The following is a 13,553-nucleotide window of genomic DNA, read 5'->3' as shown; positions in this document are numbered from 1 at the left end:
CGGCGTTCGGCAGTACAGTCCAGCCCGTTCCCGAGTGACAGCGCCAAGCCCTGCGGCTGGCTGTCCAGCAACCCTCTCCCCCGGGGTGCTTCCGCAGGAAGAACAGGGCCGCGCACCCGGTGCGGCCAAGGATGGGATCGGAGATGACGGTGATGCGCAACGTCGAGCTGCCAGGTGTGGGACCGTGCCGGACGTACCGCAGCGGACACCAGCCGCACTGGATCATGGCGCGGCAGTACCGCTCGCGTGGCCGCTGGGCGACGGTGGTGGGCTTCGACGGCGACCACGTGCTCATCGAGTGCCGCGACGGCTCGCTGCTGCGGTGGTGGCACCACCACCCTGGGCGGCTGCGCGCCGCCGTGGGAACGCACGGGCCGGCCGTGAAGATCGTGCGCGCAGGCACGGTGCTGCAGTGCGCGGGGCTGTGGTTCCCCTGCAGCAGCGACGGCCCCACCCCGTGCCTGCTGGAGCCACCCGGCGCCACCGAGCCGGTGTCGGCGCTGGTCGATCCCGGCGCGACCGAGCTGCAGCTCGTCACGCTCGACGGCGTCGCGGTCACACCCTGGTGGGCCTGAGCCAACCGCTAGTCCAGCGGGTCGACACCGGCCAGGCGCAGCTCCTCGATGTCGAGCCGCGCCTGCACCCGGCGCGCCACGGTGTCGTCGATGACCCCGTCGCGGCGCAGCTGGTTCAGCACCTCCCGCTTGCGCTCCATCAGCGCGAGCCGCAGCCGCGTGTACTCCTCGTTGTGGGTGCGTGGCGCGTCGCGGGCGACGGCGAGCGCGGCCACGGCGTCGGCACTGTTGGGCGACTCCTGGGCGGACGCCTCGAACACCTCGCTGTCGCGGTCCGCCTGCTCCGCGGGCACCGGAGTCGTGGCGTCGACCAGGCGCAGGTGCTCCTCGTAGTCGCGGATCAGTCGCACCCGCACCTCCTCGCTGGTGCCGTGCTCGTCGGCCAGGGCGGGCAGGGCGGCCACGGCGGTGGTGGTGATCGCGTGCTCGGCCAGCCGCAGCTCGGCAGCATGGGTGGCATCCTCCGGCAGGTGGGCCCACCGCACCACCGCGGGCAGCGCGGGACCCTGCACCAGCAGCGTGAGGAGCACGACCCCGGCCGCGACCAGGGTGATCTCGTCGCGGGCCGGCAGCGGTTGCCCGTTGTCCAAGGTCGCGGGCACCGACAGCGCCAGGGCGAGCGAGACCGCTCCGCGGAACCCGGCGACCGCGCTCACCACCCGGGCACGGTGGGTCATCCGCCGCGCGCGCTGGGAGGGCCGGCGGTCGAGCAGCCGGATCAGCAGGACAGTGGAGGTCTGGAAGAGGAAGCGGACGAGGATCAGCCCCAGCCAGACGGCGACCATGGTGACCAGCAGCCGCGCCACGTCGCCCGCCTCCAGCTGGTGGGCCACGGCCTGCACCTCCAGGCCGATGAGCACGAAGAGCGCGCCGTTTAGCACGTAGGACCCCAGCGGCCACGCCGCCTCGGTCTGCCGACGTGAGGCCGCCGTGGTGATGCGACCCGAGTTGAACGCCAGGATGAGCCCTGCGACGACCACGGCCAGCACCCCGGAGGCCTCGATCAGCTCGGCCAGCAGGTAGGCGACGAACGGGACGAGCAGCAGCGTGAGATTGATGGCCCGTGCCTCGCGCAGCGGCCGCATTAGCAGGTAGGCCAGGCCGGCGACCGCGGCGCCCACGGTGATGCCGCCGAGGTAGGAGAGCAGCACCCGGGCAGTGATGTCCAGCGGTGAGTAGCGCCCACCCACCGCCACCCCCACGGCGAGGGCGAAGACCACCAGGGCGGTGCCGTCGTTGGTGAGGCTCTCGGCCTTGAGCAGCATGAAGTTGCGGTGCGGCAGGGTGCGTCCCAGCCCGGCCACGGCGGTGGCGTCAGGCGGGGCGACCGCGGCGCCGAGGATGAGCGCGGCGGGCCACGGCATGCCCAGCGCGTGGGCGATACCGGCCACCGCGAACGCCGTGGCCACCACCAGCACGGTGCTGAGGAGGACGATGCCGCGCAGGTCCCGCCTGATCGAGCGCAGCGACGTCGTCAGGCTCTCCCAGAACAGGATCGCGGGCAGGAACAACAGCAGCACCGTCTCCGGAGGCAGCTCGATCTGCCGCAGCCGCGGGACGAAGCCGAGCAGCAGCCCCAGGACGACCAGGAACAGCGGCGTGGCCAGGCGCAGGCGCGGGGCCAGCACCGCCCCGGCGAGCAACGCGGCGCCCAGCACCACGGTGACGTCGAGGCCGGTCACGTCAGCGCCGCTCGGGTCAGCTGCGGCCGCCGCCGATGCGACTGACCCACTCGGGGTCGCGGTGGTCAAAGAACGCCGAGGTGCCCTTGTCCAGGGTGGCTACCTGGTCCATCTGCTCCGGGGTCAGCTCAAAGCCGAACACGTCGAAGTTCTCCACCATCCGCTCGCGCCGCACCGACTTGGGGATGACCACCACCTCGCGCTGGATGAGCCACCGCAGCACCACCTGCGCCACCGACTTGCCAGTTGCGGAGGCGATCTCCGTGAGGGTGGGGTCGGTGAAGAGGTGGTTGCGGCCCTCGGCGAAGGGACCCCACGACTCCATCTGCACCCCGTTGGACTCCATCAGCTCCTGGTCGGGGTTGCGCTGGAAGAACGGGTGCGTCTCGATCTGGTTGACCGCCGGCGGGATCTCGTTGTGGTTGATCAGGTCGACCAGGCGGTCGGGGTAGAAGTTGGAGACGCCGATGGCCCGGATGACACCGTCGGCGTGCAGGCGCTCCATCGCCCGCCAGGAGCTGTAGTAGTCGCCGTAGGGCTGGTGGACGAGGTAGAGGTCGAGGTAGTCCAGGCCGAGCTTGGTGCGGGACTCCTCAAACAGCTGCTTGGCGTAGTCCTGCCCCTTGTCCTGCACCCACATCTTGGTGGTGACGAACAGCTGGTCGCGGGGCACGCCACTCGTGGCGATGGCGCGCCCGACGGCCTCCTCATTGCCGTAGGCCGCGGCCGTGTCGATGTGGCGGTAGCCGACGTCCAGCGCGGTGGCCACGACCTCCTCGGTGTCCTCGGGCGGGACCTGGTAGACGCCGAAGCCGAGGATCGGCATCTCGACACCGTCGTTCAGGATCACGGTCTCCATGGGTGGACCTCTCTGCTGGCGGGGCGTCCCTCCATGGTGGCCTCGCTGTAGGTGTGCGACCACTTGCGTGGGCCGTAGCAAGGCTCGGCCGGCTAGTTGGATGGCTACTGCCTCATGCGGATCGTCAACCAAGCCGACTTGGTCGGAACTCGACCAATTCGGTACCGATCGACCGGAAGGGTGCGTTAGCGTCAAGTCCCCCACCAACAGAACATGGAGCAGAGTCGCATGGCCGTACTTCCCGGAATCTTTTGTCTCGAAGGCGAGTGGGACGGCGACCTACGGCGCAGAGATTCCGTCCTGCCACTTCTGGATCTGTTGGAGCGGCTTGGTCACGCCCGGTCTATCCACCGCGACGTTGCTACCCGTGAGGAGTTTGTCTACTAACTCGACAAGTGGTGCCAACGTCGTTATGCGAGCTACGACGTGCTTACCTCGCGTCTCACGGCAGTTCAGGTGGGATCGGCTTGGGGGGGTGAAGCTTCGGTTGAGATCGAAGAAGTTGCAGAGCAGATCGCCGGCCGCGCCGAAGGTCGGATCATCTACTTCGGCTCGTGTCTCACCCTCGCCGGCGAGCCGAAGCAACTGACTGATTTCGTCAAGCGCACCGGCGCCCGTGCTGCGGTGGGCTACACCAAGGAGGTCGCGTGGCTCGAAGGGGCCGCCTTTGAGCTTCTGCTGCTTGAACGGATGCTTCGGGGCAACCGCAGCGATGCGATTCTTCGGGCGCCCGTCAGAGACCACGGCAAGTTCGCCTCCGATCTCGGACTAGCCGTGGCGACGAAGGCGACGGTTCTGCACGCCTGAGCCTGAATACAAGTCGCTAATCGGGGGCCAATGCTAGGACACGGGTAGCTGCGCCGGCAGCCGGGCGCTCGCCACTCCGGAGGGCCCCATGTTCGGTATGGCGGCGAAGGACGGCACCCGATTACTGATCGCCCGTTCGGCGACAGGACTTCATGGCCGATGGATGGCGGTCGACTGGACGCGACGACTTCGCTTGGCCGCGGGCTGACCTCGAGGCCGTAGCCTGTTTCCACATCACGGGACGACAACCCCAGTCACGTTCGCCAGCATGAGGAGCTGATCCCGCAATCATGAAGATCCTGACTGAGCGTCACCCCGAGGACGACGACGACCGCGTGTCCATCTACCTGGACGGTGATCGCGTCTGCGAGAACTTCGAACCCGTCGAGGCTGAGGAGCTCGCGGCCCTGATCTGGAGCAGGCACTCCAGGCGCCTGCAGGCCGTTGAGACCGCACTGGCCGGCCTCCTGGGCAACCGAGACCCCGACGGCGTCATCGCCAAGGAAGTCGCCGCCGCGGCCGTGGCCGCCATCGAGAAGGTCGACCGGAAGGGCTAGCGCTGTAACGAGCCTGGGCCCTAGGCCCGAGGCCAGCCAACGTTGCCGAGCGCAACCACCTCACCCGGCAGGCCGCGCGCCTCAACACCCGGCTGCGCGGCTGAACCTCACGACCGGTTGTGGCCCACCGCCTCGCGCACGAGCGTGACAAAGGCACCCTCGTCCAGCGGGTCGCTCTCCCGCAGGTCGATGGCCCGGCGGGTGCCCGCGTCCAGGCTGGCGTTGAACAGCCCCGCCGGGTCGTCCAGCGAGGCGCCCTGGGCGAAGGTCAGCTTCACCTTGTCCTTGTAGGTCTCCACCGTGCAGACCAGGCCGTCGCAGGAGAACGTGGGCACGCCGTCGGGGTTCGACGGTTTGCGCCACTTGGCCTCCTCGGCCATGCCGGGCTCGGCCGACAGGATCAGGGAACGCACCTTGTCGACGGTCTCACCGCGCCAGTTCTCGCTCATCGCCCGGAAGATACTCGCGATGCCGCAGGTCAGGCTAGGGGTTTCCGTGCGTCAGCCGAACGCCTGCCGGGTGGCGACGTCGGCGGGCAGGAACGTCTCCAGGTGCAGCCCCTCCAGGGTGGCGTCGGTGGCGGTGTCCAGCTGCGCCGAGGTGCTGAAGAACCGCAGCACCCCGGCGTCGGTCTGCAGCTCGAGAGTGAGCACCGGCCCGGTGCTCACCGGCACCTTGGGCACACCGTCCACGTAGGACCCAATCTCCGCGACCAGCGCGAGGTGGCGGGGATCGTGGGTGTGCTGAGCTCGGTGGCTGACCTGCTGGTGCAGGTGCGCCGCCCACTGGTCGAGGTTGCGGATGCGCGGCGCCAGACCCCGGGGGTGCAGGCACAGCCGCACCACGTTCAGCGGCGGCTCGAGCAGCGCCGGGTCGCAGCCCACCAGCAGCTGGTCCACGGCAGCGTTGGCGTCCACCACGTCCCAGCCGGTGTCCAGCAGCAGCGCCGGGTACGGCAGGTGCGCGTCCAGCAGGTGCCGCAGACCCTCCATCACCACCGCGACACTCGCGTCGTCCAGCGGGTGGTCGTGGAAGCACGGCGCGTACCCCGCGGCGAGCAGCAGCCGGTTGCGCTCGCGCAGCGGCACCTCAAGGTGCTCGGCCAGGTGCAGCACCATCTCCGACGTCGGCCGGGCCCGGCCGGTCTCCACCCGGCTCAGGTGCCGGGTGCTCACCCGCGAGCGGTCGGAGAGCTCCTGCTGGCTGTACCGGCGCCGCTCGCGCCAGGTGCGCAGCAGCCCACCCACCTCGACGCCGTCCCCGACCACGGTCATGCGACTCAGCCTAGGGACCACCGGGCCGCCCTCCCATGACCTCGGAGGTCATGGCGCCTGCGCACCGACGCGCCCACGATCGATGGCGTCCGCACGTCCGATCGAGAGGAACGATCATGACCGACACCGTCCACCCCCAGCCCGCCACCGACACCCCGCGCGGCTACGCCGTGGCCTTCCTGGAGGACGTCCGCTTTGGGCCGGAGATCCAGCGCTACCTGGAGACCATCGAGGCAACGCTGCAGCCGTTCGGCGGTGAGTGGCTGGTGCACGGCAGCCCACCGGAGATCCTGGAGGGCAGCTGGTCGGGCGCCCTGGTGGTCATCGGCTTCCCGTCATTGGCCGCCGCCCGGGCCTGGTACGACTCACCGGCCTACCAGGAGATCCTGGGCCTGCGGACCACCAACTCCGTCTCCCGCGCCCTGGTGGTGGAGGGGGTGCCGGCGGGCTACCGCGCCACCGACACCCTGGCCAAGCTGCTCGCGGGGTGAGCAGCCGCCCCGCGGCCTACGGTGGCGCCATGACGTCTCGACAGGTCTGGTTGGTCACCGGGGCGGGCCGCGGCCTCGGCCGGGCGCTGACCACCGCGGCGCTGGCGGCCGGGCACTGCGTGGTGGCCACCGTCCGCGGCGAGCACTCGCTGCCGACGCACGACCGCCTGCTGGTGCACCGTCTCGACGTCCGCGACCGCGACGGGGCGCACGCCGCGGTGGACCACACCCTGGAGCGCTTCGACCGCCTCGACGTGCTGGTGAACAACGCCGGCCACGGGCTGGTCGGCGCGGTGGAGGAGGTGTCCGAGAGCGACGCCCGGCAGGTCATCGACACCAACCTGCTGGGCGCCCTCTGGCTCACCCAGGCCGCGCTGCCGGTGATGCGCGAGCAGGGCAGCGGCCACGTCGTGCAGATCTCCACCGTCGGCGCCGTCGGCACCATGCCCACCCTCGGGCTGTACAACGCGGCGAAGTGGGGGCTGGAGGGCTTCAGCGAGGCCCTGGCCGGGGAGGTGCGCCGGTTCGGCATCCGCGTGACCATCGCCGAGCTCGGCGGGATCGACACCGAGTGGGCCACGGCCAGCATGCGCTTCGCCCAGCCAGACCCCGCCTACGACGAGCTGCGCACCGAGCTGTTCGGCACGCCGGAGGTCCCGTGGCCCAGCACCGGTGGCACCGGTGGTGGCACCGCCCCTGAGGACGCCGCAGCCGCGATCCTGCGCCACGTCGCCGACCCGGCCGACGAGCGGCTGCGGCTGCTGGTCGGCGACGACGCCCCCGGACAGGTGGCGGCCGCACTGCAGCTGCGCCACGACGACTACCAGCGCGACGCGCGGTTCCGCACCGCCCAGGAACGGGCGGAGCGTCCGGCATGAGCTGCCAGCTGATCTCCCTCTGCGTCGACGCCCACGACCCGCCCGCTCTCGCGCAGTTCTGGGCCGGCGTCCTGGGCTGGGACCTGGCCCAGGACCCGCAGAACGGCACCGTGCTCCTGCCCCGTGACGACACCGGATTCCGGATCGACGTCATCCCTACCCAGGAGCCGAAGGTCGGCCAGAACCACCTGCACCTGGACCTCACCAGCACCTCCCTGGAGGACCAGCGGCGCACCGTGGCCCGGGCGCTGGAGCTGGGCGCGCGCCACCTCGACCTCGGTCAGCGCCCGGAGGAGGGCCACGTGGTGCTCGCCGACCCGGAGGGCAACGAGTTCTGCGTCATCGGGCCCGGCAACCGCTTCCTCGCCGACTGCGGGTTCGTCGGGGCACTGGCCGGTGACGGCTCGCAGGCCTGCGGCTACTTCTGGAGCGAGGCGCTGGGCTGGCCGCTGGTGTGGGACCAGGACCAGGAGACCGCCATCCGCGCACCGCACGGCGGCCCCAAGCTCACCTGGGGCGGTCCCCCGCTGCTGCCCAAGACCGGCAAGCACCGCCTCCACCTCGACCTCGCTCCCCCGCCCGGCGGCGACCAGCAGACCGAGGTCGACCGGCTGCTCGCCCTCGGCGCCACCCGGGTGGACATCGGCCAGGGCGACGCCAGCTGGGTGGTGCTGGCCGACCCCGACGGCCACGAGTTCTGCGTGCACCCCCCGACCGTGGCGTGACGTGGTCCGTCACTGCGCCGCGGCTCGGCTGAACCGCTCGGCGGTGCGCTGCAGCTCGACGCGGAGCTCGGGTGGGCCGACCACCTCGAAGTCAGCCTCGTAGCGCGTGAGCAGGGCCACCACGCCGGCCCACGACCACGACCCCACCACCAGCCGGCAGCGCTCGCCGAGGTCCTCCACCGTGCCGTCCTGCGCGAACGGCGCCACCGCGGCGGCGGGCAGGGCCAGGACCACCTCCCCCTGGCAGGGCCATTCCTCCCCCGTGCTCGCGCCGCGCAGCGTGCCGGCGAGGTAGGAGTCGACGCTGACGCCACCGGGGAGCTCGCGGGGGGTGAACCGGGGCCCGTTGGGGGTGCGCAGGGTGAGCCGGTCGACGCGGAACACCCGCCAGTCGGCGCGGTCGAGGTCCCAGCCCACCAGGTACCAGCGCCCGGCCCGGGTGACCACGTGGTGCGGCTCCACCCGCCGAGCGCGGCCCGGCTCGGAGCTGCCACCCGCGTAGTCGAAGCGGACCACCTCGTGCTCGCGCACGGCGGCAGCGAGCGCCACCAGCACCTGCGGATCCGCCTGGGCACCAAGACGATCCACCGCCGACACCTGCAGGGCGTCGATGCGGTGGCGCAGCCGCGAGGGCATCACCTGGCGCACCGTGGCCAGTGCCCGTGCGGCGTCCTCGCCGATCCCGGCGCCCGAGCTGGCGGCGGTGCGCAGGGCCACGGCCAGCGCCACCGCCTGCCCGTCGTCGAACAGCAGCGGCGGAAGCTCGGCGCCGGCCTGCAGCCGGTAGCCGCCGTCCGGGCCCTTCACCGCCCCGATCGGGTAGCCGAGGTCGCGCAGCCGTTCCACGTCGCGGCGCACCGTGCGCTCGCTGACGTCGAGCCGCTCGGCCAGCAGCTGCCCCGGCCAGTCCCGGCGGGTCTGCAGCAGGGACAGCAGAGACAGCAACCGCGCCGACGTCGTCGCCATGAACGTGAGGATGCCACGAGTACAGGACACAACCTGTCCGCTACTGGGAGCAGCGTGGGCACTGCAGGTCAGCCGGCCCGCAACCACCGCTCACCCAGGAGTCGACATGACCATCAGCACCGTCACCCACCTCAACCTCCGCGGCGACGCCCGAGCGGCGCTGGAGCTGTACCAGTCGGTGTTCGGCGGCGACCTGGTCGCCATCACCTACGCCGACGCGCACAACGTGCAGAACCCCGACGAGGCCGACCAGCTCATGTGGGGCCAGGTTGCCTCCCCCGACGGCTTCCACGTGATGGCCTACGACGTGCCGTCCTCCATGCCGTGGAGCCAGGGCGAGACCCCATTCTTCGTCTCCGTCCGCGGCAGCGACGCCGAGGAGATCACCACCTACTGGAAGAAGCTGGCCGAGCACGCCACCGTGGTGGTTCCGCTCGCCCCGGCCGGGTGGGCGCCGCTGTACGGGATGCTCACCGACAAGTTCGGCATCACCTGGGTGCTGGACGTGGCGGCCTCGTACGACGGCGCCTGATCTCGGCAGACGGAGCCGCTGATGCCGCGCTGGCGCCAGCGGCTCAGGTCCGTATTGAACTGCGTTCAAGAAGCGGGGTAGGTTGTCGGCCAACCGCTTCGAGCCTGGTCGCCGCCAGGACCTGCACGCCGAGGAGCCACCATGCACGCCCCCACCTCCCGCACGGAATCGTTCACCTCGGCGGGGCTGCAGTGCGCAGCCGATGTCTGGCTGCCCGCCGGTGAGGGCCCCGCCCCCGCGATCGTGATGGCCCACGGCTTCGGCAGCCCCCGCAAGCTGCGCCTGCCTGCCTACGCCGAGCGCCTCGCCGCGGCCGGTTACGTGGTGGTGGTGTTCGACTACCGATACTTCGGCGACAGCGCCGGTGAGCCCCGCCAGCTGCTGGACATCAAGGCCCAGCTGGACGACTGGCGGGCCGCGCTGCGCTTCGCCCGTGGCCTGGACCGGGTGGACCCAGCCCGGATCGTGGCCTGGGGCACGTCCTTCGCCGGCGGCCACGTGCTCACCATCGCGGCCTCCGGCGAGCCGCTCGCCGCGGTGATCGCGCAGGTGCCCCACGTGAGCGGACCGGCCGCCGTCCGCTCCACCGGGTTGAGCCAGGCCGCGCGGCTCCTGCCGACGGCGGTCCTCGACCAGCTCGGCGCCCTCGTCGGCAGGCCACCCCGCTACCTCGAGTCGGTCGGTACCCCGGGCGAGCGCGCCGTGATGACCTCCCCGGACGCGGCCCCCGCCCTCGAGCGGCTGACCGCGGCGTCCGGGCTCGCCGACGGCGACTACCCCCAGACGGTGGTGGCCCGAGTGTTGACGACGCTGCCCTTCTACTCCCCCGGCCGACGCGCGGGGGCGATCACCTGCCCCGTCCTGTTCCAGCTGGCGACGGAGGACGCGATCACCCCCACCGGCGTCGCGCTGCGCGCCGCGCGGCGCATCCCCCACGCCACCATCCGCAGCTACCCGGGCGGGCACTTCGACCCCTACGTGCCGCCGCTGTTCGAGACCGTCATCGCCGACCAGCTCGCGTTCCTCGCCGAGGCGGTCCCCGTCACGGCATGACCTGGGTGCTCGACGTGGCGGCCCAGTACTGAACTGGCCCAGTGCTGAAGCCCCTCAGTGGTCAGGGGACGCGGGCGGCTGTCATACCGCAGGCTCGGCGGGCCGCGCCGTCGCGCAGGGAGCGCCCCGGCTAGCTCGCGTTGGCGACGGCCACGAGAGCCCAGTTCACCGCCGCGTACAGCCGCTTGGTCACCTGGGCTAGCTGTGCGGCCTGGGCGTCATCGTCGAGCCAGATGTCGTTCCACGACCCCATGCCGCCGAAGACCCAGCCCTGCACCGCGGCGGCGAGCAGCCGCCGCTGCTCCGGCGTGAGCCACCCGTCCGGGGCAAGGTCGGGGTGGTAGGCGATCTCCGGGTGGGCGGACTCCCCCGCAGCGATCGCCCTGGCGAACCAGTCGGCCCAGCCCTGCAGGTCGTGGGCGGCGGCGAAGGACCGAGCGACCTCCAGCGTGGCCAGCAGCGCCTGCGTGGCCGCGGGCACCGAGGGAGCGGCCGGCTCGAACGTCGCGGGCAGCTCCGACGCGCTCAAGCTCACCCGCCAAATCGCACCCCGGTCGTCCTTGGTGCCGTCGGTGGCCCAGTGCCCCGACCACAGCACCCGTGACCTGCCGCTCGCGATCAGGCTACGCGGCGCTCCGTTGGCGAACGCAGCCGCGAGGTGCGGGGGAAGCTGGCCCCCGTTCGCGGGCGGGGCGAAGAGCAACAGGCGCTGCACCCCCGCGCGCTGCTGGGCGGCGAACCACCCGCCCGTGCCCTCGAACACCCGCTCGGGCCGGAACAACCCTTGCTTGGGCTGGGTGAAGGTGAGCGACTGGACGTAGCGCAGGGTGGAGCTGTCGCGCTCCAGCGACGGTGGCGGACCCGAGGGATCGGCAAGCCATGCATTGCCGTGCAGGACAACAGCAATCAGCGCAGCCAGCTCCCCGTTCATGGACGGGGACTCTAGCCTCGTCCTCGCCGTGGTGGCACCAAAATCACTCTTGCCTCAACGGATTCGGGCCGCCTGCGCTTTGTCTGCGGTCTGCGATCCGCAATTCCTCTCGCGGCCCGGCCGGCTCATACCTCCGGTCCGCACACCGAGGCACCTCTCCTGCCACTTGTTAGTCATCTCCGCGGCCATTCGGCACGTAGGGAGCAACCAACGCAACGCGTGCCTGGTAAACGCCTAGTCTGCACTCGTGCCGACAAACGACCTTGCTCTTCTGCTGCGCCTGAACAAGAGCTGGTATGACGGGATTCCCGTCGACGTGCTCTACGAGGTCACTCGGGGGTGGTGGGTGATGTCGATGGAGAACGCGCAACGAGTGGTGCGTGTTCTCGCCATCGCCGACGGTCTCGTGCGCGAAGTTTACGATCCGGCGACGTGGTCGCGCTCTCCAGTGGCGGGAGAGGAAAACCGCATTGGCTTCAATGGTGCCGTCGCGGCCGACCGCGAGAAATATGTGGGCCGGAACGTGACGCACCTCTTCCGCCCAGGTTCAGCGAACCCCGTGCGGTACCTCCCGCTCAGCGCGCTGGGCCTCGACCAACCGACCGCGTCGGTGCCAGCAGCTCCAGCACGGTCGTTACGAGAGGTGGCCGTCGAGCCCGGACTTCTCGAACGAGTCATGCCACTGCTCGAAGCCTTTGAGAGCGACCTTCTGTGGGCTCAATCGAGAGCAGGGCAGGAACTGTTTCACTCCAACACCAACGCGTGGTTACTGAAGACGCACCCCGGCCCAGCCGCTCCTCTGCTCAACCTGTTGGGAGGCCAGGAGTACGACGACGCCGCCGCAGTCAATGTTTGGCGCGAGCGGCGCAGCCTCGATCTCGTGGTCGAAACGGCCGGGGCTGGCCCGAACATAGTCGTCGAGAACAAGCTCTACTCGGTCCCGTACTCGCTTCAGCTCACGAAGTACACCGCATACGATCTGCCGTGGTCGGCCGATCACGGCGCAGGAGGAGCCGGCAACACCCGGTACGTCTTGCTCAGTCTCATGAAGCCTTCCTTCCCGCTTCCGCCCCCCTGGGTACACATCGACTACCGCGCACTCGCCGAAGTACTCGACCGCATCAATGAGGAGTCGCTTGGAGCCACGGGTGGCCAACTCGTCCGCTATCGGGCTTTGGTGCATCGTCTTGTGGCCCTGGCCGAGGCGGTAGACCCCGCACAGGCGCTCGACGAGCAGTTCTCGGCGGAGAAGGCCGTCGCACAGCTCCCCGGGGGCGGGCTTGATGGGGCTATTGCCCGCATGCGGTTCAGCAGCCTCGCTCAACTCATCCAGTCCCGTTTCCCCACGACAAAGTCTTTCGACATCGACGGTAATCGGGGCGGCGTCATCACCTACTGGCGCCGCCTTGCAGACCACCGACGGATTGGCTGGCAGTTCCAGGGGAACCAGCTGCGGCTCCAGGTCGCCGTGGAGGAGCCGGAGCTCCAGGGGGCGGGGCGACGGGCTCAGCGCGAGTTGATCGCCGAAACCGACCACCTCGACTTCTTCGACCATGCTGACGTCGAGGCGTTCCTCGGTAACGACCTGCGGCCGCGGACCTACGCCGCCGGACAGTGGCTCATGTTCAACCCGGACTTCGTCTACCGTCAGCGGTCAGTCAAGTCCACAGTATCGACAGCCGTGCTCGTCGATGCTCTGGAAGTGATGACGAAGCGAGTGGATGACTTCGCCGACAAGGCTGGATACAACCGCGACTGAGGAGTCTATTGAGTTACCATGACGCGTAGTGACGAGCGCATTGGGTCATGCGCGCGAACCGTGGCCTCAGCGACCACGCCTCTGCTCCAGACCTTCCCGTTCGTATGCGAGAGGCGGATCCGGGTGCGGGAGCGCTGGATGCCCAGGTCGGTGTGCCCTTCACGCCAGGCGTGGTATTTGTAGGTGCTGCCACTTTCGGTGAGCGCGCAGTCGACGGTGATGCCATGGCCGGCGAAGAAGGTTCGGGCGCGGGCCCAGTTGGCCAGTGCGGTAGCGGTGGTCTCGTCGTCGAGGGCTTCGGAGTAGGCCAGCCGGGAGTAGGCGTCGATGGCGGAGTGGACGTAGCAGTAGCCCAGGTTCGGGCGGCCGGAGACCTTAGGGGGACGGGTCGGACCGCGGTGGGCCTGCCAGTTGCGGCCGCCTTGGTCGCGGCCGAGGGCTCGCAAACCCGGCCAGGCAGAAGA

Annotated in this window: 16 protein-coding genes and 1 riboswitch; of the genes, 9 read left to right on the top strand and 7 right to left on the bottom strand. The window is 70.3% G+C overall.

All coding sequences use genetic code 11. The features are described from left to right. Positions 1-26 precede the first annotated feature (26 nt). Positions 27-138: riboswitch (SAM riboswitch) on the top strand. 5 nt (positions 139-143) lie between these two features. Then, positions 144-575, top strand: a complete 432-nt coding sequence (locus AC3YO9_RS07385) for a hypothetical protein (protein WP_489982713.1) — start codon at positions 144-146, stop codon at positions 573-575. An 8-nt stretch (positions 576-583) separates the two neighbouring features. Here the strand turns inward: AC3YO9_RS07385 and AC3YO9_RS07380 are convergent, their stop codons facing one another. Both AC3YO9_RS07380 and AC3YO9_RS07375 read right to left on the bottom strand, forming a co-directional pair. Beyond that, complete coding sequence (locus tag AC3YO9_RS07380; RefSeq protein ID WP_489982712.1) at positions 584-2,257, bottom strand: Na+/H+ antiporter; 1,674 nt, start codon at positions 2,255-2,257, stop codon at positions 584-586. 16 nt (positions 2,258-2,273) lie between these two features. After that, entirely contained in the window at positions 2,274-3,116 is an 843-nt protein-coding gene (locus AC3YO9_RS07375) for an aldo/keto reductase (protein WP_489982711.1), read from the bottom strand. 426 nt (positions 3,117-3,542) lie between these two features. Between AC3YO9_RS07375 and AC3YO9_RS07370 the strand changes: the two genes are divergently transcribed. Together AC3YO9_RS07370 and AC3YO9_RS07365 are read left to right on the top strand one after the other, a co-directional pair. Next, entirely contained in the window at positions 3,543-3,923 is a 381-nt protein-coding gene (locus AC3YO9_RS07370; protein ID WP_489982710.1) for a DUF6642 family protein, read from the top strand. A gap of 290 nt (positions 3,924-4,213) precedes the next feature. After that, on the top strand, positions 4,214-4,480 hold the full coding sequence (locus AC3YO9_RS07365; RefSeq protein ID WP_489982709.1) for a hypothetical protein: 267 nt from the start codon (positions 4,214-4,216) through the stop codon (positions 4,478-4,480). A gap of 107 nt (positions 4,481-4,587) precedes the next feature. On the opposite strand, the gene AC3YO9_RS07360 is transcribed toward AC3YO9_RS07365, so the two are convergent. After that, positions 4,588-4,929, bottom strand: a complete 342-nt coding sequence (locus AC3YO9_RS07360) for a DUF1801 domain-containing protein (RefSeq protein WP_489982708.1) — start codon at positions 4,927-4,929, stop codon at positions 4,588-4,590. Positions 4,930-4,980: 51 nt separating this feature from the next. Beyond that, positions 4,981-5,754 (bottom strand): helix-turn-helix domain-containing protein, encoded by a 774-nt coding sequence (locus AC3YO9_RS07355; protein ID WP_489982707.1) that lies wholly within the window; start codon positions 5,752-5,754, stop codon positions 4,981-4,983. Positions 5,755-5,870: 116 nt separating this feature from the next. Here AC3YO9_RS07355 and AC3YO9_RS07350 point away from each other — a divergent pair, with 116 nt between their 5' ends. Genes AC3YO9_RS07350 through AC3YO9_RS07340 form a run of 3 tightly spaced genes read left to right on the top strand, consistent with a single transcriptional unit; the run spans position 5,871 to position 7,848 of the window. After that, positions 5,871-6,245 (top strand): DUF1330 domain-containing protein, encoded by a 375-nt coding sequence (locus AC3YO9_RS07350; RefSeq protein WP_489982706.1) that lies wholly within the window; start codon positions 5,871-5,873, stop codon positions 6,243-6,245. A gap of 29 nt (positions 6,246-6,274) precedes the next feature. Further along, positions 6,275-7,123 carry an SDR family NAD(P)-dependent oxidoreductase gene (locus AC3YO9_RS07345; RefSeq protein WP_489982705.1) on the top strand — a complete coding sequence of 283 codons (849 nt, stop codon included), beginning with the start codon at positions 6,275-6,277 and terminating at the stop codon, positions 7,121-7,123. After that, a complete protein-coding gene (locus tag AC3YO9_RS07340) occupies positions 7,120-7,848 on the top strand; it encodes a VOC family protein (RefSeq protein ID WP_489982704.1) in 729 nt (242 codons plus the stop codon). Before AC3YO9_RS07345 ends, AC3YO9_RS07340 begins: the two co-directional genes overlap by 4 nt. Before the next feature lie 9 nt (positions 7,849-7,857). On the opposite strand, the gene AC3YO9_RS07335 is transcribed toward AC3YO9_RS07340, so the two are convergent. After that, on the bottom strand, positions 7,858-8,814 hold the full coding sequence (locus AC3YO9_RS07335) for a helix-turn-helix transcriptional regulator (protein ID WP_489982703.1): 957 nt from the start codon (positions 8,812-8,814) through the stop codon (positions 7,858-7,860). A 106-nt stretch (positions 8,815-8,920) separates the two neighbouring features. On the opposite strand from AC3YO9_RS07335, the gene AC3YO9_RS07330 reads away from it, so the two are divergent. Then, complete coding sequence (locus AC3YO9_RS07330) at positions 8,921-9,346, top strand: VOC family protein (RefSeq protein WP_489982702.1); 426 nt, start codon at positions 8,921-8,923, stop codon at positions 9,344-9,346. A gap of 141 nt (positions 9,347-9,487) precedes the next feature. Beyond that, positions 9,488-10,399 carry an alpha/beta hydrolase gene (locus AC3YO9_RS07325; protein WP_489982701.1) on the top strand — a complete coding sequence of 304 codons (912 nt, stop codon included), beginning with the start codon at positions 9,488-9,490 and terminating at the stop codon, positions 10,397-10,399. A gap of 130 nt (positions 10,400-10,529) precedes the next feature. On the opposite strand, the gene AC3YO9_RS07320 is transcribed toward AC3YO9_RS07325, so the two are convergent. Further along, positions 10,530-11,330, bottom strand: coding sequence for a hypothetical protein (locus AC3YO9_RS07320; RefSeq protein ID WP_489982700.1), 801 nt, complete (start codon positions 11,328-11,330; stop codon positions 10,530-10,532). 247 nt (positions 11,331-11,577) lie between these two features. Here AC3YO9_RS07320 and AC3YO9_RS07315 point away from each other — a divergent pair, with 247 nt between their 5' ends. Further along, positions 11,578-13,089 carry a hypothetical protein gene (locus AC3YO9_RS07315; protein ID WP_489982699.1) on the top strand — a complete coding sequence of 504 codons (1,512 nt, stop codon included), beginning with the start codon at positions 11,578-11,580 and terminating at the stop codon, positions 13,087-13,089. A 5-nt stretch (positions 13,090-13,094) separates the two neighbouring features. Here the strand turns inward: AC3YO9_RS07315 and AC3YO9_RS07310 are convergent, their stop codons facing one another. After that, the gene (locus tag AC3YO9_RS07310) at positions 13,095-13,535 is read right to left on the bottom strand and encodes a hypothetical protein (protein WP_489982698.1); all 441 of its coding nucleotides are present in this window, start codon (positions 13,533-13,535) and stop codon (positions 13,095-13,097) included. Positions 13,536-13,553 lie beyond the last annotated feature (18 nt).

Source organism: Rhodococcus sp. Z6_132 (genome assembly GCF_058133635.1).
The sequence above is the reverse complement of the archived record's forward strand: the minus strand, read 5'-3'. Positions and strand labels throughout refer to the sequence as shown.

Coding starts and splice junctions, on each gene's coding strand:
- AC3YO9_RS07340 (WP_489982704.1), top strand. CDS start 7,120: ATGAGCTGCCAGCTGATCTCCCTCTGCGTCGACGCCCACGACCCGCCC.
- AC3YO9_RS07355 (WP_489982707.1), bottom strand. CDS start 5,754: ATGACCGTGGTCGGGGACGGCGTCGAGGTGGGTGGGCTGCTGCGCACC.
- AC3YO9_RS07320 (WP_489982700.1), bottom strand. CDS start 11,330: ATGAACGGGGAGCTGGCTGCGCTGATTGCTGTTGTCCTGCACGGCAAT.
- AC3YO9_RS07375 (WP_489982711.1), bottom strand. CDS start 3,116: ATGGAGACCGTGATCCTGAACGACGGTGTCGAGATGCCGATCCTCGGC.
- AC3YO9_RS07345 (WP_489982705.1), top strand. CDS start 6,275: ATGACGTCTCGACAGGTCTGGTTGGTCACCGGGGCGGGCCGCGGCCTC.
- AC3YO9_RS07360 (WP_489982708.1), bottom strand. CDS start 4,929: ATGAGCGAGAACTGGCGCGGTGAGACCGTCGACAAGGTGCGTTCCCTG.
- AC3YO9_RS07335 (WP_489982703.1), bottom strand. CDS start 8,814: ATGGCGACGACGTCGGCGCGGTTGCTGTCTCTGCTGTCCCTGCTGCAG.
- AC3YO9_RS07365 (WP_489982709.1), top strand. CDS start 4,214: ATGAAGATCCTGACTGAGCGTCACCCCGAGGACGACGACGACCGCGTG.
- AC3YO9_RS07330 (WP_489982702.1), top strand. CDS start 8,921: ATGACCATCAGCACCGTCACCCACCTCAACCTCCGCGGCGACGCCCGA.
- AC3YO9_RS07385 (WP_489982713.1), top strand. CDS start 144: ATGACGGTGATGCGCAACGTCGAGCTGCCAGGTGTGGGACCGTGCCGG.
- AC3YO9_RS07350 (WP_489982706.1), top strand. CDS start 5,871: ATGACCGACACCGTCCACCCCCAGCCCGCCACCGACACCCCGCGCGGC.
- AC3YO9_RS07325 (WP_489982701.1), top strand. CDS start 9,488: ATGCACGCCCCCACCTCCCGCACGGAATCGTTCACCTCGGCGGGGCTG.